Source organism: Rothia sp. QJM3NY_36 (assembly GCF_056173115.1).
The window spans coordinates 1885429-1909567 of record NZ_CM149658.1 but is presented as its reverse complement, the minus strand read 5'-3'; the positions used below and the strand labels follow the sequence as shown (position 1 = coordinate 1909567).

General features: G+C 71.2%; 15 protein-coding genes and 1 pseudogene. 8 read left to right on the top strand and 8 right to left on the bottom strand.

Going from position 1 to position 24139, the window contains the following annotated elements:
- Window positions 1-101: 101 nt before the first annotated feature.
- From AC0VXQ_RS08490 to AC0VXQ_RS08475, 4 genes and pseudogenes are all read right to left on the bottom strand, one after another.
- Entirely contained in the window at window positions 102-1040 is a 939-nt protein-coding gene (locus AC0VXQ_RS08490; protein WP_100464106.1) for an EamA family transporter, read from the bottom strand.
- Window positions 1027-2013, bottom strand: coding sequence for a tRNA glutamyl-Q(34) synthetase GluQRS (gene gluQRS / locus AC0VXQ_RS08485; RefSeq protein ID WP_058743619.1), 987 nt, complete (start codon window positions 2011-2013; stop codon window positions 1027-1029). The genes AC0VXQ_RS08490 and gluQRS overlap by 14 nt, the downstream gene beginning before the upstream one ends.
- A 232-nt stretch (window positions 2014-2245) precedes the next feature.
- A complete protein-coding gene (locus AC0VXQ_RS08480) occupies window positions 2246-3556 on the bottom strand; it encodes an ISL3 family transposase (protein WP_475528352.1) in 1311 nt (436 codons plus the stop codon).
- 113 nt (window positions 3557-3669) lie between these two features.
- Window positions 3670-4859: pseudogene (locus AC0VXQ_RS08475) on the bottom strand (IS3 family transposase).
- Window positions 4860-5793: 934 nt separating this feature from the next.
- Between AC0VXQ_RS08475 and AC0VXQ_RS08470 the strand changes: the two are divergent.
- The gene (locus tag AC0VXQ_RS08470) at window positions 5794-6699 is read left to right on the top strand and encodes an MBL fold metallo-hydrolase (RefSeq protein WP_058743610.1); all 906 of its coding nucleotides are present in this window, start codon (window positions 5794-5796) and stop codon (window positions 6697-6699) included.
- Window positions 6700-6736: 37 nt separating this feature from the next.
- Here the strand turns inward: AC0VXQ_RS08470 and AC0VXQ_RS08465 are convergent, their stop codons facing one another.
- Entirely contained in the window at window positions 6737-7663 is a 927-nt protein-coding gene (locus AC0VXQ_RS08465; protein WP_475528347.1) for a phosphatase PAP2 family protein, read from the bottom strand.
- A 175-nt stretch (window positions 7664-7838) separates the two neighbouring features.
- On the opposite strand from AC0VXQ_RS08465, the gene AC0VXQ_RS08460 reads away from it, so the two are divergent.
- The 3 genes from AC0VXQ_RS08460 to menD all read left to right on the top strand — a co-directional run bounded on the left by AC0VXQ_RS08460 (window position 7839) and on the right by menD (window position 14012).
- Window positions 7839-8873, top strand: a complete 1035-nt coding sequence (locus AC0VXQ_RS08460) for an o-succinylbenzoate synthase (protein WP_100464489.1) — start codon at window positions 7839-7841, stop codon at window positions 8871-8873.
- A 443-nt stretch (window positions 8874-9316) separates the two neighbouring features.
- Window positions 9317-11251 carry an MDR family MFS transporter gene (locus AC0VXQ_RS08455; RefSeq protein ID WP_100464500.1) on the top strand — a complete coding sequence of 645 codons (1935 nt, stop codon included), beginning with the start codon at window positions 9317-9319 and terminating at the stop codon, window positions 11249-11251.
- Between the two features lie 841 nt (window positions 11252-12092).
- Window positions 12093-14012 carry a 2-succinyl-5-enolpyruvyl-6-hydroxy-3-cyclohexene-1-carboxylic-acid synthase gene (gene menD, locus AC0VXQ_RS08450; RefSeq protein WP_260008583.1) on the top strand — a complete coding sequence of 640 codons (1920 nt, stop codon included), beginning with the start codon at window positions 12093-12095 and terminating at the stop codon, window positions 14010-14012.
- A 146-nt stretch (window positions 14013-14158) separates the two neighbouring features.
- Here the strand turns inward: menD and AC0VXQ_RS08445 are convergent, their stop codons facing one another.
- Complete coding sequence (locus tag AC0VXQ_RS08445) at window positions 14159-16750, bottom strand: MMPL family transporter (RefSeq protein WP_260008582.1); 2592 nt, start codon at window positions 16748-16750, stop codon at window positions 14159-14161.
- A gap of 100 nt (window positions 16751-16850) precedes the next feature.
- Window positions 16851-17498 (bottom strand): TetR/AcrR family transcriptional regulator, encoded by a 648-nt coding sequence (locus AC0VXQ_RS08440; protein WP_475528343.1) that lies wholly within the window; start codon window positions 17496-17498, stop codon window positions 16851-16853.
- A gap of 67 nt (window positions 17499-17565) precedes the next feature.
- Between AC0VXQ_RS08440 and AC0VXQ_RS08435 the strand changes: the two genes are divergently transcribed.
- The 3 genes from AC0VXQ_RS08435 (at window position 17566) to AC0VXQ_RS08425 (ending at window position 20806) form a co-directional block, all read left to right on the top strand.
- Window positions 17566-18267 (top strand): demethylmenaquinone methyltransferase, encoded by a 702-nt coding sequence (locus AC0VXQ_RS08435; protein ID WP_058731829.1) that lies wholly within the window; start codon window positions 17566-17568, stop codon window positions 18265-18267.
- 4 nt (window positions 18268-18271) lie between these two features.
- Complete coding sequence (locus AC0VXQ_RS08430) at window positions 18272-19603, top strand: geranylgeranyl reductase family protein (protein WP_058743764.1); 1332 nt, start codon at window positions 18272-18274, stop codon at window positions 19601-19603.
- 75 nt (window positions 19604-19678) lie between these two features.
- Window positions 19679-20806: a polyprenyl synthetase family protein gene (locus AC0VXQ_RS08425; RefSeq protein WP_081275593.1), complete on the top strand. Its 1128-nt coding sequence runs from the start codon at window positions 19679-19681 to the stop codon at window positions 20804-20806.
- A gap of 107 nt (window positions 20807-20913) precedes the next feature.
- Here the strand turns inward: AC0VXQ_RS08425 and AC0VXQ_RS08420 are convergent, their stop codons facing one another.
- The gene (locus AC0VXQ_RS08420) at window positions 20914-22398 is read right to left on the bottom strand and encodes a DUF6882 domain-containing protein (protein ID WP_058731835.1); all 1485 of its coding nucleotides are present in this window, start codon (window positions 22396-22398) and stop codon (window positions 20914-20916) included.
- Window positions 22399-22516: 118 nt separating this feature from the next.
- On the opposite strand from AC0VXQ_RS08420, the gene AC0VXQ_RS08415 reads away from it, so the two are divergent.
- Entirely contained in the window at window positions 22517-24049 is a 1533-nt protein-coding gene (locus AC0VXQ_RS08415) for an SseB family protein (RefSeq protein ID WP_058731834.1), read from the top strand.
- Window positions 24050-24139 lie beyond the last annotated feature (90 nt).

Below are 24139 nucleotides of genomic sequence, written 5' to 3'. Positions count from 1 at the left end.
GTGTGACGTGCGCGTCGATGGCTCAGTATGCCAAGGGTGGTGTGAGCCACCAAATGCGCCCGGCCGGTCGGGGGAGTGGAGCGGGGCGGGGCGGGGGCGAGTCAGTCGATGCGGGGGATCTGCTGGGTGTCGATGATCTGCAGGGCCTCGGTGTGGGTGGTGATGCGCGCGGCGGAGCGGTTGGCCTTCCACGTCACCGCCGCCCCGGAGACCACGATCAGCCCGATCCCCACGTAGGCCGGCACGGAGAGCACCTGCCCCAGCATCACCAGGCCGACGACGGAGGAGACCACCGGGTCCAGGCTGAAGAACACCCCGACGACGGCGGGTCCGGTCGCGGAGGCGGCGAAGGCGTCGCAGGAGAAGGCCAGGGCCAGGCCGAAGGCGCCGATGAAGGCGGCCAGCAGCCAGTCCTGCCCGGTCATCCGGGGGATCGCGGTCGCGGTGGCCGGCAGCCACAGCAGGGCGCCGATGGTGATGGACACGGCCAGCCCGCGGATCCCCGAGGAGGCGGGGGCCCCGGAGCCGATGCGCGCGGAGAGCAGGGTGTATCCGCACATGGCGGCGGCCGCGAGGGCGGCGAAGAGGTAGCCCCACCAGTCCGTGGAGCCGAAGGTGGGTCCGGCGATCATCGCGACCCCGGCCAGGGCGCCGAGGGCGAAGATCCCGTCCTGCAGGCGGCGCACCCCGAGGATCGCGACGGTGAACGCCCCGAGGTATTCGATGGTCACGGCCACGCCCAGGGGGATGCGCTGGACCGCGAGGTAGAAGAACACGTTCATCAGGGAGGCGACCACCCCGTAGGACAGGACCGCGGTCCAGTCGCGGCGGGTGAAGCGCCAGAAGCGGGGACGGGCCACGGCCAGGAGGATCACGGCGGCGGTGAGCAGACGCAGCCCGGACACGGTCGGCGGGGAGAAGCGCTCGAACAGGCCGGTGGCCACGGCGGTGGTCACCTGGATGCCGGTGGAGCCGATGAGCACGGCGATCAGGGCGGCGGTGCCCCGGTGCTTCTTGGGGATGCGCTCAGCAAGCTCCACAGGTGCCCTCCATCATCGGGTCCAGCACGGTCCAGGGTCGGTGGGAGATGCGGTCCGGGTCGAAGACCTCCAGCATCTGCGCGGCGGTGTGCGGCAGGCACGGGCCGTCCGGGGTGCGCAGCGGCGGCAGGGGGATGGATCCGGCGATCATCCGCCCCACCTGCTCCGGGCTGACGCCGGCCGCGCGCAGCTGGGGCAGGGTCACGGCGCCGTCGCGTTTGGCCAGGCGCTTGCCGTCCCGGTTCAGGGCCAGCGGCACGTGGGCGTATTCCACGGGGGGCAGGCCGAGCAGGTGGGCGAGGTGGGCCTGCCGGGGCGCGGAGGCCAGCAGGTCGTCCCCGCGCACCACCTGGTCCACGCCCTGGTGGGCGTCGTCCACGACGACGGCGAGGTTGTAGGCGGGGCGTCCGTCGTTGCGCACCAGCACGACGTCGTCCACCTCGCCGGTGTGCTGCCCGGCCCAGCGGTCCTGCACGGTCCACCGGGTCACCTGGGCGCGCAGGCGCAGGGCGGCGGGCCGCTGCGCTCGGCGCTGCTCGCGCTGGGCGTCGGTGAGGTTCCGGCAGGTGCCGGGGTAGGCGCCGGGGGCGCCGTGCGGGGCGGAGGAGGCCTCCTGGATCTCCCGGCGGGTGCAGTAGCACTCGTAGACCAGGCCGGCCTCGCGCAGGCGGGCGACGGCGTCGTCGTAGGCGTCCTGACGCTCCGACTGGACGAGCACGGGACCGTCCCAGTCCACGCCGAGGGCTTCCAGGTCCGCCAGCTGACGCTGGGCCGCGCCCTCCTGCACGCGGTCCAGGTCCTCGATGCGCAGGTGGAAGGCGCGCCCGGTGGTGCGGGCCATGAGCCACGCCAGCAGCGCGGTGCGCAGGTTGCCCAGGTGCAGGTCCCCGGAGGGGGAAGGGGCGTAGCGTCCGGCGCCGGGGGCGGCGGGGCTGCTCAGGGCGCGCTCGGGTGCGGTGTGATCCAGGGACATGAGACCATGGTAGCCAGGGGCATCGAGACGAGTGAGAGTGTGGAGCTGATGGATCGACGGCATGGGGAAACTCACTCGTCTCTGAGGCAAGACTGTTGGAGTACCTGTGACGAATATGAATCGCCGTGAAAGAAAATTCTATAATCAGGTTGATGCATTCCAAAAAATCAGCGAATTATTCAACAAATACAATGTAAGCTACTGTGATAAAGAGTTTCTTTGGTTATCTGGCTCATCGCAAATGAGGGTGTAGCGCGGGTCTGAACCCTCCGGCTTCGAGCAGCGACCGAGCGATGTAGTGGGTGAGGTTGCGGAAGCCCAGAGCGGAGCCGCGAAGGTGTTCGAGCCGCCCGTTGACGGCCTCCGTAGGACCGTTGCTGGTGACAGGTCGGTCGAAGAACGCGAGAATGTCAGCGGCGCGTTGCTTCAGCGTCCGGCCGAGCTTGCGCAGCTCGACGAGCGGGGTCGGGACCCCGCTGGCGAGTGAGTCGATGAGCTGCTGCATGGCGAACCTCCCCAGACCCCGGTCGGGTTCCCGATATGCGGTGACCATCCGCTGGTAGATGCCCCAGGTCGCCTCGACCTCGGCATGTCGCTCATCGGCGAACAGCGCTTCAAGGCGGGCTTGTTGCTTCTCGGTGAGCAAGCCGGCACCGGTGTGCAGGGTACGACGCGCCGTGTAGAGCGGATCATTCTTCCTCCCGCGCCGCCCGAACGCATCGCGCTGGACGCGGCGGCGGCACCCATCGAGCGCGTCACCGGCCAGCCTCACGACGTGGAAGGGATCCATCACCGTCACCGCCGCAGGCAGCTCTTCGACGGAGGCGGTCTTGAACCCGGTGAACCCGTCCATCGCGACGATTTCGACACCGTCTCGCCAGGTCCGCGGCCGATCCGCGAGCCAGGTCTTGAACACCGCCTTCGAGCGTCCCTCGACCATGTCCAGCAGCCTGGCAGGTCCCGTTCTCTCACGGACCGGTGTCAGGTCGATGATGACGGTCACGTACTTGTCGCCGCGGCGGGTATGCCGCCAGACATGCTCGTCGACGCCGAGCACTCGGACACCGTCGAACCGGCCCGGTGCGTCGATCAGGCGGCGTTTGCCCGCGGTGAGGATCGCGGTGTTCGCGGTGTGCCAGGACACGCCCAGGCCGGCAGCGGCGCGCGAGACGGTGAGGTGCTCGATCACGATGGCCTCCAGCGCCCACCGCATCCCGCCGCGAGACAGCCTCGCTCGTGCGGGCGCGGCCTGGGTGAGGTCTTCACGCCAGGACCGCCCGCACCCGGGGCACGCGTATCGGCGGACGCGGACCAGCAGCGTGGTGGGTCGGTGTCCGAACGGCTCGTGCGCCAGGTATCGGGCATCCGTGCCTCGGGACAGTGCCTGGCTGCCGCAGCCGCGGCACCACGGATCCGGCTCGGCAACGCGGCACTCCAGGACCGCACGGTCCGGTTCGATGTGCTGGCCCACGGCTATGAGGCCGAGCTCATCAAGTCGGCAGAACACGGTCAGGTCAGGGGTGGCGAAGGTATCGTGGGGCATGTCGGGGTCTTCCGGATGGGTAGTGTAGGAACTTCCATCATCGGGAGGCCTCGACCCTCACCCAGGCAGCGACGCGCCGGCCGCACCTACCTCCTCGATTACGAAGAGCCAGTTTACGACGCAACGGGCGCTACGCCCTGCTCCTGATTGTAGGTCCCCTCGACCTCCGCAGGAGTGTGGTAACTCAGGACCTCGTGCCTCCGGGTCATGCTCCACCAATGCACCCACCCGTCGTGGCCAGCTCCACGGCCGCGGTGGATTCCCAGACCCGTTTGGAGCGGATCAGCTCAGCCTTGTAGAGGCCAATGACTGTCCCCGGCGAGGGTTTTGTCATAGCTGTCGCCCACAGTGCCCACCGAAGCAGTCACCCCGGCGGCGATGACCGCATCCGGGTAGACCAGACTGACGTACTGGTAGCCTCTGTCGCAGTGGTGGATCAGCCCCTGCCCGTTGCTGCTGGCCCCCGGTGCTCGCCATGTCGTCTTTCAGTTCCAGCAATGGCAGCCGGTCAGTATGCAGCGAAGAGGATACAGACCAGCCGACTATCCGACGGCAGCAGATATCGGTGATGAACGCCGTGTAGGCGAACTCTCCCAGGGTGCGCACGTAGGTGATGTCAGCGACTCACAGCTGGTGGGGCTGTTCAGCAGCGAAGCGGCGTTCGACCATGACGGACGGTCACCCGGTGCCCCGGTAGGGCGCGGGATGATCAGCTGACGGCCGTGCCTGGCCCCTTCTAGCCCGGCGAGTTTCATCAGTCAGGCGACCTGGTCCCGGCCGACCTTTTAGCCGGACGGAGCATCGCCTAGTGCATCTTCCTGGCCCCGTAGACGCTGTCGTTGTCTTGGTGGATCCGTTGGAGCTCCTGGATGAGGATCTCGTCGCATCGGGCCCGTGCGGAGCCAGGCCGGGCCTTGGCCGAGCGGTAGCCGATGGAGGTGATGAACCCACATTCCGCCGCACCCACGGTGCGGCAGATGACCCGGACCCCGAATTGATCCAGGTTCTCGTCGATGAACGCGATCACCTCGTCGTGGGGCGGGTGGGTTCCGATGCGAAGAAATCTGAGGTCTTGCGCAGGTTCTCGTCCGCGCGGCGCAACTCGCGGTTCTCTCGGCGCAGCCTGGTGATCTCCTCGGCTTCAGCGGTGCTCAGTCCCGGGGCCTGGCCGTGGTCGATGCGGTCTTGTCTCCACCAGCCCCGCAGGGTGTGGGGTTGAGATCCCGCCGACGGATTCACTGACTGCGGTGCAGGCGCTCCAGGCAGAGCACTGCTCAGCTTGGAGGTGTTCGTCGATGAGCATCACGGCCCGGGTCTTGAATACGGGGCCGTACTTCTGGGGCGTGTCCTGATCCTCCTTGAGGAAGTAGGCCGGAACGGAACACGGGACGCTTCAGAACCTCGTGCGCAGAAGCATCTGGGTGGCAGCGCCCTCGATCCACCAGTTCCGTGCAGCCACCGTCAGCGCTCGACCCCACCGTCCAGTAAGGTAATGGTAGGGTACATGGGTCGCGCACTGGAGATCGGGAACGGGGGCGACGTGATCGTTAGGGGTGGGCGTCAGCGGGGCAACTTGCTGCCTAAGCTGGATGAATATGGTTGTATCAGGTGAGGTGGGGATGCAGTGCAGTTCGTGACCCCGCAGGACGATGAATTCAAGTGAAAAGATTCAAGAGTAGAGTTAAGCTGGCCTTATTCACCGTCGCAATAATTTTCGGGGCGTGTGCACTGATCCTCGCATTCACGGCTCCTATTAATAATATATTTAATTATTCTGCAGAATGCACGCCCGTAAATAAGCGCGTTACCTATGCTAGGGGTAATGATGGTCCGACCGCCTGGGATAAATCCTCTTTGAATTTGGAGACCAAAGAGTGTGGGGGTATATCGATCAATCAAAATATTTGGGGAGATAGTCCGGACAGGTTGCAATATAGAATAAAATTGAACAAGACCTATAGGATGGTCTGGGTTATGTCAGGTTCCCTGGCGGTTCGAAGGATGTGGTAAACATCTACAGGTAGCTCGTTCGAATCGCAAAAATGTGGCGTTTGCCGTGAGTACGAACTCGCAAAAAATTGATATGCAGGCCCCGATCAGTCGCTCAGTCCTCGGTGTGTGGCTACGTCAACTGTAAGGTCTCTTCGGCTCATCCGTTCCTGGCCGGGGCGGAACCTCCCCGGCTCCGGTGCCCCATCAGCAGGCGGGGTGCGGTCGCATCCAGTACCGTAGGGGGCATGGCTCGCACACAAGAGATCGCGGACGGGATCTACCTGATCGCCACGGATGACTACCGGCTCAACTCCGGACTGGTCGTCGGGGCGGACAAGGCCATGGTCATCGACACCGGGGCCGGGCCCCGCCAGGGCGCGGAGATCTTCCGGGCCGCCCGGCGCATCACGGACCTGCCCTTCGTCGTCGTCAACACTCACGCCCACTACGACCACATCTTCGGCAACGCCGTGTTCGCCGCAGACGGCGTCACGGACTTCTGGGCCCACCCCAAGGCCGTGCGGGCCATGACCCGCTACGCGGACCGGCAGCGCAGCTTCGTGGAGACCCTCGAACCCGAGATGGCCCACCACCAGGGCCCCAACACGGACATCATCCTGCCCACCCGCATGCTCCCCGGAGACGGCGGCCGCGCCTCCTTCACCCGCGTGGACCTCGGCCACCGCGCCGTCACCCTCTTCTACCTGGGCCTCGGGCACACCGACAACGACGTCCTCGCCGGGGTGGACGAGGTCCTGTTCACCGGCGACGTCGTCGAGCAGGGCGCGGACCCCGCCTTCGACGACTCCTTCCCCGACATGTGGGTGCAGGTCCTGCAGACCGTCGCCGGCCTGGACCGGTACCGCGTGTTCGTCCCCGGCCACGGCCTGCCCGTGGAGCGCACCTTCGTGCAGCGCCAGGCCGAGACCATGCGCGAAGCCATCAACCGCATCGAAGCCTCCGCCGCCAACCCCCTGGCCGGGCCCACCACCGCCGCCATGTACAAGCTGCCCTACGAAGCCGGGGTCACCCGCGTGCTCCTGGACCGGCTCGAATGGCTCAGATCCCAGGGCCTCACCGGGGACGCGCTCGTCGCCGAGGAGACCCCGGAAGGCGCCACCGGCCCCATCACCCGCGGCGAACAGGTCTGAGCCCCAGGGCCTTCCGAGCCCGCCCGTGGGGGAGGGGTCAGTACGTCCAGACCTTGGTGTACGCCCGCTCCACCGGGGCGCGCAGACCGCCCCGCAGGAAGCACACGATCAGCGCGGTGCACAGCATCCCCACCGCCCCGATCAGGCACAGGCTGCCCAGCCGGGCCGCCCCCGGGTAATGCTGATACGTGGACACCAGGTACGTCACCAGCGCGGTGAACCCCAGGAACAGCCCGAAGATCGTGAACAGCGGGATCACCAGCAGCCCCGTGAAGCGCGTGCCGGACTCATCCCGGTTCTCCGCGGGCAGGAAGCGCAGCACCAGCATCCCCAGGATGGTCCACGCCGAGACCAGGAAGATCGCGGCCACCACATCCGCCGGGCGGTGCCACCCGTTGATCACCGTGGCCACCCCCGTGACCACCGCGAACGCGCACATCAGGATCGCCAGCCCCGGACGCCACCGGCGCGGAGCCGCCAGGAACAGGGCCGAGCCGGCCGCCATCGCGAACGTCGTGTGCCCGGAGGGCAGGGAGTTCAGCACCGCATCCTGGATGCCCAGATTCGGCTTGACCAGGGTGGACTTCAGCAGCTGCGCGCTGCCGTTGGCGCCCACCGCCACCAGCACCCCCACCAGGGCGGGGGCGAAGCGGTGGCGCCGGAACAGCACGATGAGGATCCCCGCCACCGCCAGACCCGCCGAGATCGCCGGCAGGGCGTTGAGCAGGGAGGAGGACTGCGCGGTGTAGCGCTGCAGCCGGTTGCTGACCTCCGCCAGCGCCGTCTCGTCGATCTGCTGACCGGCGCTGCGATGCAGGAACAGCTCGATGGTGGCCCACAGCCCCGCGATCATCAGCCCCACACCCAGCAGGTGCCGGATCACGGTCCCGACGCCGGGTCGCCGGGCCGGAGTGGGATCCTCCGGGGGCAGGGCGGAGGCGGCGGAGACGGGGGCAGGTCCCATGGGATTCGTCGCCGTTCACCGCCCGTCATCTCTCGCGTGCCGCAGTTGCCTGCGATCCCGCGCGCCGGCGGACGGCGGGGGATCGACCGGAGTCGATCCTGTCAGCACAACCTCACTGTTCCGGGCGTTTTCCCTGGACGTTTCCTGAATGGGGCGGATGGGGGACGATGGGACCATGAGCACCCCCGTCGACGACGCACCCGAACCCGCCCTGCCCGCCCTGCCGGAGATCCTCGAGACCGCGCGGGTGGTGAGCCTGCCGCTGTCCGTGCGCTTCCGCGGCGTCACCCACCGGGAGGCCGTGCTGTTCCGGGGGCCCGCCGGCTGGGGGGAGTTCTGCCCCTTCCTGGAATACGGGCCGCAGGAGTCCTCCCGGTGGCTGGCCTGCGCCATCGAGATGGCCTGGCGCGAACCACCCGCCCCGGTGCGCACCACCGTGCCCATCAACGCGACCGTGCCGGCCGTGCCCCCGGAGCAGGTGGCCCCGGTGCTGGACCGCTCCCACGGGCGGGTGCGGGAGGTCAAGGTCAAGGTCGCCGAGCGCGGCCAGAGCCTCGCCGAGGACCTCGCCCGCCTGCGCGCCGTGCGCGAGGCCGCCCCCCAGGCCGTCATCAAGACCGACGCCAACGCCGGCTGGACCCATGAGCAGGCCCTGGCCGCACTGGAGGCCTTCGAGGAGTTCTCCCCGGCCTACGCCGAGCAGCCCGTGGCCGGGATCGACGGCCTGGCCCGCCTGCGTCAGGAGGCCCGACGCCGCGGCCTGAGCACCCCCATCGCCGCCGACGAGTCCGTGCGCAAGGAGACGGACCCGCTGGAGGTGGCCCGGCGGGGCGCGGCCGACCTGATCGTGGTCAAGGCGGCCCCGCTGGGCGGGGTGCGCGCGGCCCTGCGGGTGATCCGGCAGGCCGGGCTGCCCGCCGTCGTCAGCTCCGCCCTGGAATCCTCCGTGGGCATGGCCGCGGGACTCGCCCTGGTCGCCGCCTTGCCGCAGCTGCCCCACGCCTGCGGTCTGGGCACCGCCTCCCTCTATGCCGAGGACCTGGTGGAGAACCCCCTCATCCCGCGCGACGGCGAGCTGCCCGTCACGCGACCCGCCCCGGAGCAGCATCTGCTGGCGCGCCACGAGGTGACGGGACAGCGGCGCGAGTGGTGGCTGGAGCGCACCCGCGCCGCCTACGAGGCGCTGCGCGCGCGCCGCGAGGCGGATTGAAGCGGAACCGGGCCCGGGAGAAACGCATGCCGCGGTCAGAGTGCACTCAGTGCAGAGCATCACGAACCACCGGGGTGACCGGGGGCCGATGCCGGGGGTAGTGTTCTCTGAGCCTGCGGGACACTGCGCCCCGCGCCCGCCGCCCTCACGCGCCGCGGGCCCCAGCACCACCCACGGTCAGGAACTGCATGTCGAACTACCAGGGCCGGCACGTCGCGGCAGACGCCGCACACGAGCCAGCCACCCACCACACCCCGGGCGCCGGGGCCGGCACCGGAACCGGCACGGCCGCCGTCATCGCGGCCGACGCCGCCGGGACCGCCCGACCGGCCAGCGGGCACCTGCCCGCCGTCGCCCCGCACGCCGAGAAGTCCGGCGGCGGGAAAGCCGGCAGTGGGAAGGCAGACGGCGGGACGGGGGCGCAGCCCAAGGCCTCGGCCGTGATGTCCCAGCGCCAGATCATGCTCGTGATGGTCGGGCTGATGTCCGGGATGTTCCTGGCCTCCCTGGACCAGACCATCGTCGGCACCGCGATCCGCACCATCGGCGATGACCTGCACGGGCTGGATCAGCAGGCGTGGGTGACCACCGCGTACATGATCACCTCCACGATCTCCACTCCCATCTACGGCAAGCTCTCCGACGTGTTCGGGCGCCGACCCCTCTACATCTTCGGCATCGGCGTGTTCATCGTGGGCTCGCTGCTGTCCAGCTTCTCCACGTCGATGATCATGCTCGCCGGGTTCCGCGCCTTCCAGGGCATCGGCGCCGGGGCCCTGATGTCCCTGCCGCTGGCGATCATGGGCGACATGCTCGCCCCGCGGGAGCGGGCCAAGTACCAGGGGTACTTCCTGGCCGTGTTCGGCATCTCCTCGGTGCTCGGTCCGCTGTTCGGCGGGATCTTCGCCGGCTCCGCCCAGATCCTGTGGATCCCGGGCTGGCGCTGGGTCTTCCTCATCAACGTGCCCATCGGCGTGATCGCCCTGGCCCTGGTCATCGCGTTCCTGCACCTGCCGCGCCTGGGCGAGCACGAGAAGCCGCGCATCGACTGGTGGGGTGCGGCCGCCGTGATCACCGCCCTGCTGCCGCTGCTGCTGGTGGCCGAGCAGGGTCGGGACTGGGGCTGGGACTCCGCCGGGGCGATCACCTGCTACGTGATCGGCGCCGTCGGCATCGCCGCCTTCGTGCTGATCGAGGCGAAGATGGGCCCGGATGCGATCATCCCGCTGAAGCTGTTCCGCTCCGGGACCTTCTCCATGGCCACCGTGCTGGGCTTCCTCGTGGGCTTCGCGATGTTCGGCGCGATGATGACGATCCCGCTGTACCTGCAGATCGTCGTCGGGCTGACCCCCACCGAATCCGGGTTCGCGACGCTGCCGATGGTCGGCGGCATCATGCTCTCCTCGATCATCTCCGGTCAGATCGTGGCCAAGACCGGCCGGTACCGGATCTTCCCGGTGATCGGCACGTTCATCACCGCGATCGGCTACTACCTGCTGACCTTCATGACCATCGACCTGCCGGTGTGGTTCCTGATGCTCGGGATGTTCTTCATCGGCCTGGGGCTGGGTCAGCTGATGCAGTCCCTGACCCTGGCCTCCCAGTCCTCGGTGGCCCCGCGGGACATGGGGGTGGCCACCAGCTCCTCGACCTTCTTCCGCCAGATCGGCGGAACCCTGGGCACGGCGGTGCTGCTGTCCGTGCTGTTCACGGCGATGCCCACCAACATCTCCCACGCGATGGGCGACGAGGGCGATCTGCGCTCCGCCCTGAACGCCGCCCTGGACCCGTCCGTGGCGGGCAAGGCGGAGAACGCCGGGGTGATGGAGAAGATCTGGGATCCCATCACGGACCCGGTGAAGAAGCAGGTGCAGTCCCAGCTGGATCAGGCGGTGCAGCAGGCGGAGCAGCAGCTGCCCGCCGGTGCCCCCGACGCCGCGAAGCAGCAGGTGCTGCAGGCCGTGGCCGAGAAGGCCGAGGCGTCGGTGGATGGGGACACGGTGAGCGTGAACTGGTCCGATGAGTCCCAGCGGGAGCACTGGGTGGATGAGCTGGCCCCGAAGCTGGCCGATCAGATCCGCAGCTCCTCGGATGACATGGGCAGCAGCGCCAGTTCCAGCACGAGCGACACCTCCTATCTCAACGGGGCCGACGCCGCCCTGACCCGGCCGTTCATGAAGGGCTTCAACGATTCGGCGCGCACCATCTACTGGGTGGGCTTGGGCGTGATCCTCGCGGCCTTCGTGCTCTCCTGGTTCTTCCGGGTGCCCCCGCTGAGCCAGCGCTCCGGCCTGCAGTCCCAGGCCGACGACGCCGCCTCCGCCGAAACCCGCGCGGCCGAGGGTGGCCGTACCGAGGGTGGCGGGACCCAGGCGTAGGTCTAGGCCCTAGGGCGAGGGCGGGGCCGGGCCTAGGTCCGGCCCCGGGCCTGGGGCGAGAACTGGGAGCAGGTCCAGGCTGGGGTAGGCCTAGAAGGCGCAAGCCTTCGGCCGCCGCCCGGGCAGGCCGGTTCGGTAGGTCCGTCCGACCGGCCGCGGCGGCTGTGACCCTCACGGGCCGACCGCTTTCCGCTGCCACGGTCGGCCCGCCGTCGTGGCGACCTCGCCGTCGCGGGGCAGCGGGGGCCGCTGCGCCGCCCAGGAGCGGTGCGACTGAGCCGCCGGCGGGAGGGGAGGCGTCACCTGAATTTTCAACAGGCACCCCCTCGATGTGTTGTTCGCGGTTTCCTGAAAATTCAGCTACGCCCGCGCCAGCTGAATTTTCAACTCCCCCACAGGCCTTCACCCCCCGTGCCTGCTGAATTTTCAAGGGCCCGGCCGGATGGCTCCCGTCGCCGGCGCTGAAAATTCAAGCCTCTCGCAGGAGATTCCCCGTCGCGGGAACTGAAAATTCAAGCGTCGTCGAGGAAACTGAAATTTCAAGAGTTTCGGAAGATCATCTCTGCCTCCAGGACGTTGAAATTTCAAGAGTTTCTGCGGGTCATTTCCCGTTGGCGGTGCTGTAATTTCAGGCGGTCCGCAGGGTGCAGCCTGCCGAGCCTGCTGAAATTTCAAGAGGACGGAGACCGCGGATCTGGGGCGCGGCGTCGAGGCATCCGACGTCGGCGGGGCGGCGGCGATGGGAGGACGGGGCAATGGAAGGCCGGCGGAAGAGGTCGATGCCAGGGGGAGGATGGTGGGTGTCGTCGGGCGGGGTGCGGGCCCGCGTAAACTGGCGCGGGTGACCCCTGAAGCCGAGCCCGCCCCCGATCAGCGTCCCGACGCGTTCCTCACCGCCGTCTCCGTCCTGGACTCGCTGATCCGCGCGGGGATGCGGCACGCGGTGATCGCCCCCGGCTCCCGGTCCGCGCCCCTGGCCTACGCGCTGGCGGCCGCCGCCGACGCCGGGGCGTTGCAGGTGCACGTGCGCATCGACGAGCGCACCGCCGGCTTCACCGCCCTGGGCCTGGCCAAGGCCACCGGCGCGCCTGCGGCGGTGGTGACCACCTCCGGCACCGCGGTCGGGGAGCTGCTGCCGGCCGTCATGGAAGCCCACCACGCCGAGGTCCCCCTGGCCGTGCTCAGCGCGGACCGGCCCCCGCGGCTGCGCGGCACCGGCGCCAACCAGACCACGGATCAGCCCGGCATCTTCGGCACCCACGTGCGGGTCGGCGTGGACCTCACCGACTACCCCGAGCAGACCCCCGGCCCGCAGACCGCCGGATTCAACGACGCCCTCGCCGCCCTGACCGGTCGCGACCCCGAGGACTGGACCCAGCCCTCCCTGCGGCCTCGCGGCCCCGTGCAGATCAACTGCGCCTTCGACGAGCCCCTGCACCCGAACCGGCGCATGCGCCAGATCCTGCGCGCCTGGGCCGACGGCGTGACCGGCCTCGAGCCCGAGCCCGCCCCCACGCTGCCGGACCCGACCCTCGAGGCCGTCGTGGCCGACGCCGCGCGCCCCCCGGCTGCGCGCTCGACGAACCCGGTGACCGCCGGTCGGCGGCCGGAGCCCCAGGACCGGCCAGAACTCCAGAACCAGCCCGGGCCCCAGGGTCGGCCCGCGGCAGACGAGGGGGCGACCGCGGGGAACAGAGCCTCGGGGGAGACCCCGGAGCGGCCCGCCGATATGCTGCGGCGCAGCGTCGTCATCGCCGGGGACGGGGCCGGTCCGCTGGCCCGGGACTTCGCCGAGGCCCAGGGGCTGCCGCTGCTGGCCGAACCGTCCTCGAACGCCCGAAGCGGGACCCACGCCATCGGCGCCTACCGGGTGCTGCTGGGTGAGGAGAGCCTCGGCGGGCGGATCGAGCGGGTGGTGCTCTTCGGTCGGCCCACCCTCTCCCGGCCGGTCACCCGCCTGCTCGCCGACCCGCAGACCGACGCCGTGATCTACCTGCCCCGCCCCGTGGCCTGGGCCGACCCGCGCCGTCGCCCCGAGATGCCCGTGCGCACCCTCGCGGAGGCCGCGGCCTTCGCCGGCACCGGGGAACCGGGCTGGCTACGGGCCTGGCGAGACGCCGACGCCGCCCTGGCCGCCCGGATCGAGCGGCTGGCCGCCGCCGGGCAGCTCCCCACCGGGCCCGCCGTCGCCGCGGCCGTGACCCGGGCCTGCGAGCAGGACGGGTCGGCGCTGGTCCTGGGCTCCTCCAACCTCGTGCGCGACGCGGATCTCGCCCCCGCGCCCGACCGCGCCCTGACGGGGGTGTGGGCCAACCGGGGCCTGGCCGGGATCGACGGCACCGCGGCCACCGCCACCGGCATCGGCCTGGGCCTGGGCGTCCCGGTCCGCCTGCTCGTCGGGGACCTCACCTTCCTGCACGACCTCGGCTCCCTGAACCTCGGGCCCCGCGAGGCGCGCCCGCGCCTGCAGATCGTGGTGTTCAACGACGACGGCGGCGGCATCTTCACCACCCTGGAGCACGGGCAGGTCGCCGAGGATCAGGGGTGGGCCGACGCCGTCGAGCGCTTCTTCTCCACCCCGCACGGGGCGGACCTGGAACACCTGGTGCGCGGCTTCGGCCACCGCTACGTCCGCGCCGATGACGTCGCCGCCCTGCGCGCGGCCCTGCGGGAGCCGGAGGAGGGGATCGAGGTCATCGAGGTGCGCGGCTCCCGGGCGGACCTGCGCCCCTTCCACGACGCCCTGGCCCACCCTGCCTGACCCCGCACCCGCGTCTGACCGGCCCGGCCCTGCCCCCGCCGGGGACCGGCCCGCCCCGCCTGACCCGACACCGCAGACACGGCGAGAGCCCCGGACCCTTCTGGATCCGGGGCTCTCGCCGTCCCGCGCGCGCAGGACTCGCCGGGTCAGGCCCTTGCGGCCTTCTGCTTCTCGCCCTGGGCGTCATCCTGGGCCGCCTTCTGGGCCAGGTGCTCGTCCCGACCCTCCAGCTTCCGCTCCAGGCCGGCACCCTCCACGTCCACGTTCGGCAGGATGCGGTCCAGCCACTTCGGCAGCCACCAGGCCTTCTCACCCAGCAGGTGCAGCAGCGCCGGGATCAGGGTCATGCGCACCACGAAGGCGTCCAGCAGCACCCCGAAGGCCAGGCCGAAGCCGATGGGACGGATCATCGTCAGCTCGGAGAACACGAAGCCGCCGAACACGCTGAGCATGATGATCGCCGCGGCCACCACCACCCGGGCCGAGTGGTTGTACCCGCGCACCACCGCCGAACGCGCGTCCGCCCCGTGCACGTAGGCCTCGCGCATCCCGGAGACCAGGAACATCTGATAGTCCATGGCCAGGCCGAACAGGATACCCACCAGCAGGGTCGGCAGGAAGGACAGCACCACGGACGGGTCATGCACCCCGAACACCGGGCCCAGCCAGCCCCACTGGTAGATAGCCACGACCCCGCCGAAAGCCCCCAGCAGGGAGAACAGGAAGCCCAGGGTCGCGGTCAGCGGCACCAGGATGGAGCGGAACACCAGGATCAGCACCAGAAAGCTCAGCCCCAGCACGATCCCGATGTACTTGGGCAGGGCCTCGGCCAGGATCGAGGAGATGTCGATGTTGCCGCCGGTCTGTCCGGTCACCCCGAGGCTGACGTCCTCGTCCTTCTCCGTCTGCGCGGACAGATCCCGCAGCCGGTTGACCAGATCCACCGTGGACTGCGCGCTGGGCCCCTCCTTCGGCGTCACCTGGTACACGGCCACGGAGCGGTCATCGGAGATCCCCGCCGGGACCACGGAGACGACGTCGTCCTGCTTCTTCAGCTCATCGGCCACCGCGAGCTCCTTGTCCTGCGCGGCCGTCTCATCCAGGCCGTCCGGCAGCTGCCCGACCACGAGCACGAAGCCGTTGGCCCCGGCCCCGAACTCGTCCTTTATGGTCTGGTACGCGCGGTACTGGGTGGAGTCCTCGGGCTCGGTGGAGCCGTCCGGCAGGCCCAGGCGCATCGAGGCGGTGGGGATCGCGAGGACCCCCAGCAGCACGATCGCGCCCAGCCCGGCCAGCACCGGGTGCCCGGTGACGAATCCGGCCCAGCCGCGGGCCTCGGATTCGCTGCGTCGCTGCGCGTGCTTGCCGCCGGTGCCCTGGTACCAGGTGCGCTCGGTGCGGTTGAGCACCCGGGTGCCCACCAGGCCCAGCATCGCCGGGGTGAAGGTCACGGACACCAGCACCGCGATCACCACGCACAGGGCCGCGGTGGTTCCCATCACGCCCAGGAACGGGATCCCGATGACGTTCAGGGCCAGCAGCGCGATGACCACGGTGGTGCCGGCGAACACCACGGCGTTGCCGCTGGTCCCGGCGGCCACGCCCACGGACTCGTGCAGCTCCATGCGCTCGCGCAGGTTGCTCCGGTGCCGGTTGAGGATGAACAGGGAGTAGTCGATGCCCACGGCCAGGCCCAGCATCATCCCGAGCATCGGGGTGACCTGCTGGATGTCGATGACCTTGGACAGGGACATGGTCACCAGCACGCCGATGCCCACCCCCAGCAGGGCCGCGATGATCGGCAGGCCGGCGGCCACCAGGGTCCCCAGCATCACCAGCAGCACCACCAGGGCCACGACGACGCCGATGATCTCACCCGGGCCCGCCAGCCCGCCGATGGTCTGGGCGATGTTCTGATCGAAGTCCTCGTGCACCCCGTCGATCGAGGAGCTGGTCATCGCGTCCATCACCCCGGACTTCGTCTCATCGGAGACGTTCTCGATGGGGTCGTCGAACTGGACCATGGCCAGCGCGGTGGAGCCGTCATCGGAGACGCTGTTGGCCTCGGAGGAGTACTGCCACAGCTTGAGGTTGCGCTCGTAGTTCTTCTGCTGGGTGTTCAGCTCGTCGGCCTTCGGCTGGATCTGCGCGGCGGCCTCGTCCAGCTCCCTCTTCTTCGCGTCCAGCTGCTTCTGCTGGTCGTCCAGGGCGGTCTTGGCCTGCTCCGGGGCGTCGTCCGGCAGCTTCTGCCGCTGCTCGTCCAGCTGCTGCTGGGCCTGCTGCAGCTGGGTGCGCCCATCGGAGACCTGCTGCTGCGCGTCCTGCAGCTGCGCGCGGCCCTCGTCCAGCTGCTGCTTGCCGGAGTCCAGCTGCTTCTTGGCATCGGCCAGGGACTGCTCGGACTGGAACGGGTTGATCACGGAGGCGACGCCGTCCACGTCCGAGACCTTGTCCAGGGCCTGGGCGACCTCGGTCTTCTGCTGGTCCGTGAAGGCCTTGCCGTCGTCGGTGCTCAGCACGATCTGCCCGGTGCCGTGGCTGGCGTCGGGCAGCTTGTCCTTGAGCTGATCCTGCAGGCGCTGGGTCTCCGACCCGGGCAGGGTGAAGGAGGTGCTCAGCTGGGTGTGGAAGGCGGAGTAGGCGCCGATCGCCCCGCCGAGGGCCAGCAGCCAGATCACGATGACCAGCCAGGCCTTGCGGGAGGCGAAGCGCCCGATCTTATACAGGAGTGTTGCCACGGGGTGGACTTCCTTCGATTCGCGGGACGGGAGACAGATGCGGTGAGAGGCGGTGGGGCGCGGCCCGGGGTGGGCGAGCGCGGCCGGGGGAGGGCCGGACTCAGCTCGAGTCGGCCGGGGCGCCGAGATCCGGGGGCAGCCCGGCCAGCAGCCGCAGCGCCCCCAGGGTGCTCTCGCGCAGCCGCCCCATGTCCTCCGAGGGCGTCCCGCCCGGTCCGGCGCACAGAGCCGGATCATCCAGGGCCGCCGCGCAGGCGGCGACCAGGGACAGGCACAGGATGCGCACCTGCAACGGATCGGCCCCCGGACGCAGGCGCGCCGTGCGCTCGGTGAGGATGCCGACGGCGTGCTCCACCGTGCGCTGACCCCACTGGGCCACCGCGGGGTGGCTGCGCAGCTCCCGGGACAGGGCCGACAGCCGCAGGATCAGCTCCAGGGACGCGGGACTGAGGACGAAGGCCTCCACCAGCCGGGCCACCACCACGGGCAGGGCGGCGTCGTCGGGGATCTGCGGCAGGGGGATGGTCTCGCTGAGCTCGTCCAGCTCCCACAAGGTCTGGGCCACGGCCGCCTCCTCGATCGAGGAGTAGTGGTTGAACACGGTGCGCCGGGACACCCCGGCGCGCCGGGCCAGCTCCGCGACGGACAGGCCCTCGGCACCCTGCTCCACGATCAGCTGCAGCGCCGCGGCGGCGATCGCGCGGTGGGTGCTCTCGCGCCGCTGGGCGCGCCGATCGGGCAGGGACATGCCGCTCAGCCTAGCCACCTCGGTGCACCGAGTGCAACATCTTGGGGTCTCGGCCCGGTCTGCCACAATGGGACACGTGAACCGAGCTGACCTGACCAAGAAGTCCGAGGACGTCTCCGCGATGTTCGACGGCGTCGCCCCGCGCTACGACCTCATGAACGCGCTGCTGTCCCTGGGCATGGACCGCGGCTGGCGCCGACGCACCGTCGAGGCCCTCGCCCCCCGCCCGGGTCAGCGCATCCTCGACGTCGCCGCCGGCACCGGGACCTCCTCCGTGCCCTACCGGGACGCCGGGGCCGAGGTCGTGGCCGCGGACCTGTCCGAGGGGATGCTCGCCGAGGGGCGCCGACGCCACCCGGACATCGACTTCGTGCGCGCCGACGTCACCGACCTGCCCTTCGACGACGCCTCCTTCGACGCCGTGACCATGTCCTTCGGGCTGCGCAACGTCGCCGAGCATCAGTCGGCCCTGGCCGAGCTGCTGCGGGTGACCAAGCCCGGCGGGACCCTGGTGATCTGCGAGTTCTCCACCCCCCTGCTGGCCCCCTTCCGCTTCATCTACCGCGAGTACCTGATGCGGGCCTTCCCGCCGCTGGCGCGGATGTTCTCCTCCAACCCGGAGTCCTACGCGTACCTGGCCGAGACCATCCGGGCCTGGCCGGATCAGCAGACCCTGGCCGCTCAGATCCGCGAGGTCGGCTGGGCCGGGGTCCAGTACCGGAACCTCACCGGCGGCGTCGTCGCCCTGCACCGGGCGAGGAAGGCGTAGCCCGGTGCGCATCCTGATCGCCGGCGCCGGCCCGGCGGGCTCCACCGCCGCGTACTGGCTGGCCGCCGCGGGCCACGAGGTCACCGTCCTGGAGAAGACCCGCTTCCCCCGGGAGAAGGTCTGCGGGGACGGGCTGACCCCCCGGGCCGTGCGCGAGATGCGGCTGATGGGACTGCCCCACGACGCCGAGCACGGCTACCGCCGCCAGCGCGGCCTGCGCCTGCGCGCGGCCGGGCGCCGGGTGGACGTGCCCTTCGAATCCCAGGGGGAGTTCCCCGGCTACGGCCTGGTGCGCACCCGCTACGGATTCGACGCGGACCTCGCCGCCCACGCCCGCGCCGCCGGCGCCCGGATCCTGGAGGGCCGCGCGGTCCACGAGGTGATCCGCGCCGGCCAGACCGATACGGGCACCTCCGGGCTGACGCCCGCGGACCTGCGGGACCCCGAGCGGATCGTGGGGGTGCGGGTGCGCGTGCACGACGAGCGCGGGCGGCGCACTGAGAAGACCGAGGAGCACTTCGCCCAGCTGGTGCTGGCCGCGGACGGCAACTCCACCCGCACCGCCGTCGCCGCCGGACTGGCCAAGCGCGACGACCGCCCGATGGGGGTCGCGGTGCGTACCTACTTCCACTCCCCGCTGAGCGAGCTGGACTGGATGGAGGGCTGGCTGGAGCTGGACGGGGCCGAGCCCGGCTCCGGTCGACGGGAGCTGCTGCCCGGCTACGGCTGGATCTTCGGCGTCGGCGACGGCACCGCCAACGTGGGTCTGGGCATCCTGAACACCTCCGAGCACTTCGGCACCCTGGACTACCGGGAGGTCCTGGCTCGGTGGACCGCCGCGATGCCGCCGGAGTGGCAGCTGGACCCCGAGCACCGGGAGGGCCGGGTGCTGGGCGCGGCCCTGCCCATGGGGTTCAACCGCACCCCGCTGCACCTGCCCGGCCTGCTGCTGCTGGGTGACGCCGGGGGCATGGTGTCCCCCTTCAACGGGGAGGGCATCTCCTACGCGATGGAATCCGCCCGGTGCGCCGCGCAGCTCGTGGACGACGCCGCCCGCGCCAACGGCCCGGCCCAGCGGGAGCGGGTCCTGGCCGGGTACCCGGAGCTGCTGCGCGGCGCGTGGGGTTCGCACTTCACCCTCGGGCGGGCCTGCGCCCAGCTGATCGGGCACCCGGCCGTGATGCGGGCCGGCCTGGCCGCGGGCATGCGCGCCCCCGCCCTGATGCGCCTGGCCGTGGCGATCATGGCCAACCTCACCCCGGAGCACCCGCGGACCACGACGGACCGCCTGGTGCACGCCCTGGAGGCCCTGACCCCGCCCACCTCCACCCGCTAAGATGGCCGGTGGTCGACCGACCGCCCCTTGAGCCCCCGCCACCACCGGCCCGGCCGATCCGTTCCCCGACGACAGATGAGTGTAGATACCGTGACTGCAGCCACCCCCGGACACACCGAGCCGGACCAGACCCTGCCCGGGGAGGGCGCCGACGCCGCCGGGCGGGAGGAGTTCCCCGGCTTCGGGGGCATCGCGCTGCCGGCCGGTTTCGAGCTGATCGCCCAGGATGAGACCCTCGGCCCGGACGTGCTGCAGGGCCTGGCCGACGTCGAGACCCGCCTGGGCGAGGCCCTGCGGTACACGGACGCGCTGGCCGACACCGCCGCCCGGCACCTGCTGGAGGCCGGCGGCAAGAGGGTCCGGCCCCTGCTGACCCTGCTGGCCGCCCGGGCCGCGGGTGCGGCCGAGATCACCGGGGACGTGCTGGACGCCGCCGTGGTCACCGAGCTGACCCACCTGGCCACCCTGTACCACGACGACGTCATGGACGAGGCCGCCACCCGCCGCGGCACCGACGCCGCGCACCGGATCTGGGGCAACTCCGTGGCGATCCTCACCGGTGACCTGATCTTCTCCCGGGCCTCCCTGATCATCTCCGAGCTGGGCGCCCGGCCCCTGGCCATCCAGGCGAAGACCTTCGAGCGGCTGGTCCTGGGGCAGCTGCACGAGACCTCCGGGCCCGCCGCGGACGAGGACCGGCTGGCGCACTACATCAAGGTCATCGAGGGCAAGACCGGCTCCCTGATCGCCGCGGCCTGCGAGTACGGCTCCACCCTGGCCGGGGCCCCGGAGCAGACCGTGCAGGTGCTGGTCCGCTACGGCGAGCTGGTGGGGGTGGCCTTCCAGCTGGCCGACGACGTCATCGACGTCACCGCGGACGCCGAGACCTCCGGGAAGACCCCGGGCACGGATCTGCGCGAGGGCGTGGCGACCCTGCCGAGCATCCTGGTGCGCCAGGCCGCTGCGGACGGGGACGCGGAGGCCGCCCGCGTGGTGGAGCTGATCGATGGGGACCTCACCGAGGACGCCGCCCTGGCCGAGGCGGTGGCGGCCCTGGCCGCGCACCCGGTGACCGAGGAGGCATGGCGCATCGCCTACCGGTGGGCCGACGACGCGATCGAGGCCCTGGCCCCGCTGCCGGAGTCCACGGTCAAGGAGGCCCTGAAGAGCTTCGCCCACGCGGTGGTGCACCGGCAGGCCTGAGCCCGGCCGCAGGCGGGTGAGCCGAGGGCTCACCCGTGCACAGGGGCCCCGCGAGCGGATCCGCTCGCGGGGCCCCTGTGCACTGTGGTGCGCGGGTGCGGGTGGGTCTACAGGCCGAGGAAGCGGCTGAAGAAGCCCTTCTTCCTGCCCTTGGGCTGCTGCTCCTCCTGCTGCTGGTCCTCCACCACGTACTCCGGCTCCTGCTCGGCCCGCTCCTCGCGGCGGGTGCGCCCGGCCTCCTGCGGACCGGCCTGGGCGTTGGCCCGGCGCAGCCGCTCCAGGGCGGTGAGGTTCTCCTCCGGCTCCTGCTCGGCATCGCGCCCCGGGGTCTCGGTGAGCCCCTCGGCGTCCTCCCCGTATTCCGCGTATTCCTGGACGACCTCGTGGCGTCCGGTGGCCTCCTCGGCCTCCCAGCGAGGCTGCCGCTCCTCCTGCCGGCGGGCGGGGGCCTCGGCGGGCTCCTGCTCCGCGGCGGGGACCTGGGTGTGCTGGTCGGTGCGCGGCTGGGCCTCGTCGGCATCCACGGGGGAGGAGGCCACCAGGCCGGGCTCGGCGTCGGCGCGGGGGGAGTGGTCGAAGGGCGCGCCCTCCCCGCCGGTCTCGGCCCGGCGCACGCCCTCCGGCTGGGCGGACTCGGTGCTCGCGGTCGCGGCGGTACGCGGGGAGAGCTCCTCCACCCGCTCCGGCAGGGGCTCCTCCTCCGCCGCGCGGTCCGCGGCGGCGGCCACGGCGCGCTCGTCCTCCTGCTCGACCAGGGCGGCCTGGGTGCGGGCCACCCGCTCGGCCTCCTCCTGCTCGCGGACCCGGCGCTGGCGCTCGCCCTCCGCGGCGGCCAGGCGCAGGGCCTCACGGCCCTCCTCGCGCAGACGCTGGCGATGCTCGGCGGCCGCGCGGGCGCAGCGGGCCAGCTCGCGGGAATCCACCACGGGTTCGGCGGCCTCGATGCCGGTGATCTGCTGGTCGTCGAACCACAGCCGCAGGGCGCCGTCGGCCGCGGTGATGATCGCGCAGGCCTCGGTGTCCCAGGTGATGTGCGCCCCGCGCAGCCGCGCGTAGGAATCCACCGCGCGCTGGTGGTGCACCGCGGTGCCGGTCTGCAGGGCCTGGGCCATGACCCGGCCCATCCGCTGCACGGTGGGTTCGGGCAGCTCGAACTGCGGGCCGTCCAGCAGCAACCAGGCCCGCACCCCGCCGCCGGCGGTGGCCGGGTAGTGCGCGTAGATGCCGGTGACGGCCTTGGCCGCCAGGGTCAGGCGCCGGGCCAGGCCCTCGGAGAGGATCAGCTCATCCGTGGCCAGCTCCTGCACGCCCAGGGATTCGCCGGTCTCCCGGGCCTGCACCGCCGCGGCCACCACGGCGTCCGGGAAGTGGCCCAGCTCCTGCCAGGACCAGATCCACGAGCCGCGCTGCTCGGACTCGGTGCCCAGCAGGGACGGGGTCAGGGACACGGAGGGGTCCGCCTGCAGGGTGAACGACGGCGCGGAGAAGTCCACGTCCCAGTCCGAATCCCCGGTGAGCTCGGCCAGGCGCGCCTGGTGCTCGGTGGAGATGAACAGTGCCTCGTCGATCAGATCCTGCAGCGTTTTGGTCATGGGGACAGGCTAGCAAGGAATGCCCCGCGCGGGCCGGGTTCCCAGGGGGTCCGCGGGGTGTGCGCTGTGTAGGCTCGGAAGGCGAGTCCACCGGCCAGCGCATCCGCGAGGAGAAGCCATGTCCACCACCCCCAGCCACCGCCTCACCGAGCGTCCCGGGCAGCAGCAGCGCGAGCAGCGCGTCCAGGAGGCGGTCAACGCCCTGGGGCACTGGCTGCTCTCCTCCACCCAGACCACCCCGGGCTGGGACCAGCTCATCGCGGACTTCGCCCCCGCCTGGTCCTCGCCGGGCTCCTACCTGGCCCGGATCAGCGAGATCCGCGACGGCGAGGAGCTGGTCGGCTCCACCGGCGCGGTCGGGCCCGCGACGACCGTGGTGCCGCTGCTGGAGCAGCTGCGTGCGGCCTCCTACGAACCGGACACGGGGGCGTGGCTGTCCGCGAGCATCGTCATCGACGCCCAGGGCTGGCCCGAACCGCAGTACCAGGTGGGTCTGGACGCCGAGTACGAGGAGGAGCCCGCCTCCTGGCTTCCGGGGGAGGAGGCCACCGCCGCGGCGCTGGCCCAGGACTTGCGGGCCTACCCCCGCACCGCCGAGGCGCTGCCGGCGTGGATGGCGAAGCGGCTGGAGGAGGCCGGGCTCGCCGTGCCCCCGGCCGTCCCCGAGGAGACGGGGTCCGACGCCGCGCAGCCGGAGGCTGCGGCCGACGGCGGGACCGCGGACGGCGGGACACCGGGGAGCGCGGCGCCCGCTGAGACTCCCCCCGCCGCCGCGCAGCGGTCCGCGCCCACCGAGGCCGCCGGAACACCGCCGAGCCGGGAGGCCACCCCCGCCGCCGCGCAGCCGACCACCGGTCCCGCTCAGAATCCCGACCTGCTGCAGGCCCTGGAGCACTACGGGCGCCGCCCCGAGCACCGCACCCAGCTCAACGTGCTGCGCGCGCTGATGGGCGGGCAGGCGCTGCTGGACATCTCCGGCTCGGACCTCACCCCCGGTCCGCGGGGCGAGCGGATCGGCCCCGGCTCGACCCTGCGGCTGCAGACCGTACAGGGCCCCGACGGGGCGACCCTGCTGGCGGTGTTCGCCACCGAGGACACCGCCCGCGCCCTGCACGCCGCCGGGGGAACCGGCACCGACTTCCGCACCCAGGCCCGCCCCGGGGTTCAGATCCTGCGCCAGATGCTGGAGGAGACTGCCTGCGACGGGATCGTCGTGGAGCCCAACGGGCGAGCCAGCTGCCGGCTGGACCGCGCCCTGATCGCCGATGCCCTGGCCGCCCCGCACCTGGACACCGCCAAGGAGGCCCTGCTCGAGGAGTCCATGCCGCGGCTGCTCGGCAGCCTCATCGCCCCCGACGCCCGACTGCTGGTCGCCCTGGACGGCCCCGGGGAGGACGCCTACCCCCTCTACGTGCAGACCGAGGACGGCTCCACCCCGGAGACCATGCTGCTGTTCACCTCCGCCCCCGAGGCCGCCGCCATCGACCCGAAGCTGACCCTGCGCGCGGCCCCCGCCCGGCAGGCCCTGCAGCTGGCCGTGGACGCCGGCGCCGGACACGTGCGCATCAACGCGCTGAGTCCCTCGGCCGTGCTGCCCATCGAGCAGGTCCGGGAGCTGCTGGAGCTGGCGGCCATGCAGGACCGTCTCTGAGGCGCGGACATCCCGCGGCCCGAGCCTCGGCCCGCCGCCGCGCGGGCACGCGAGAAGGCCCCCGCCTCCCGACCCCCGCGCGAGGCGGGG

Excerpts from the sequence above, each read along its gene's own strand:
- AC0VXQ_RS08440 (WP_475528343.1), bottom strand. The coding sequence starts at position 17,498 with ATGTCCCTGCCCGATCGGCGCGCCCAGCGGCGCGAGAGCACCCACCGC.
- AC0VXQ_RS08420 (WP_058731835.1), bottom strand. The coding sequence starts at position 22,398 with ATGACCAAAACGCTGCAGGATCTGATCGACGAGGCACTGTTCATCTCC.
- gluQRS (WP_058743619.1), bottom strand. The coding sequence starts at position 2,013 with ATGTCCCTGGATCACACCGCACCCGAGCGCGCCCTGAGCAGCCCCGCC.
- AC0VXQ_RS08480 (WP_475528352.1), bottom strand. The coding sequence starts at position 3,556 with ATGCCCCACGATACCTTCGCCACCCCTGACCTGACCGTGTTCTGCCGA.
- AC0VXQ_RS08470 (WP_058743610.1), top strand. The coding sequence starts at position 5,794 with ATGGCTCGCACACAAGAGATCGCGGACGGGATCTACCTGATCGCCACG.
- AC0VXQ_RS08465 (WP_475528347.1), bottom strand. The coding sequence starts at position 7,663 with ATGGGACCTGCCCCCGTCTCCGCCGCCTCCGCCCTGCCCCCGGAGGAT.
- AC0VXQ_RS08455 (WP_100464500.1), top strand. The coding sequence starts at position 9,317 with ATGTCCCAGCGCCAGATCATGCTCGTGATGGTCGGGCTGATGTCCGGG.
- AC0VXQ_RS08415 (WP_058731834.1), top strand. The coding sequence starts at position 22,517 with ATGTCCACCACCCCCAGCCACCGCCTCACCGAGCGTCCCGGGCAGCAG.
- AC0VXQ_RS08425 (WP_081275593.1), top strand. The coding sequence starts at position 19,679 with ATGAGTGTAGATACCGTGACTGCAGCCACCCCCGGACACACCGAGCCG.
- AC0VXQ_RS08460 (WP_100464489.1), top strand. The coding sequence starts at position 7,839 with ATGAGCACCCCCGTCGACGACGCACCCGAACCCGCCCTGCCCGCCCTG.
- AC0VXQ_RS08435 (WP_058731829.1), top strand. The coding sequence starts at position 17,566 with ATGGGACACGTGAACCGAGCTGACCTGACCAAGAAGTCCGAGGACGTC.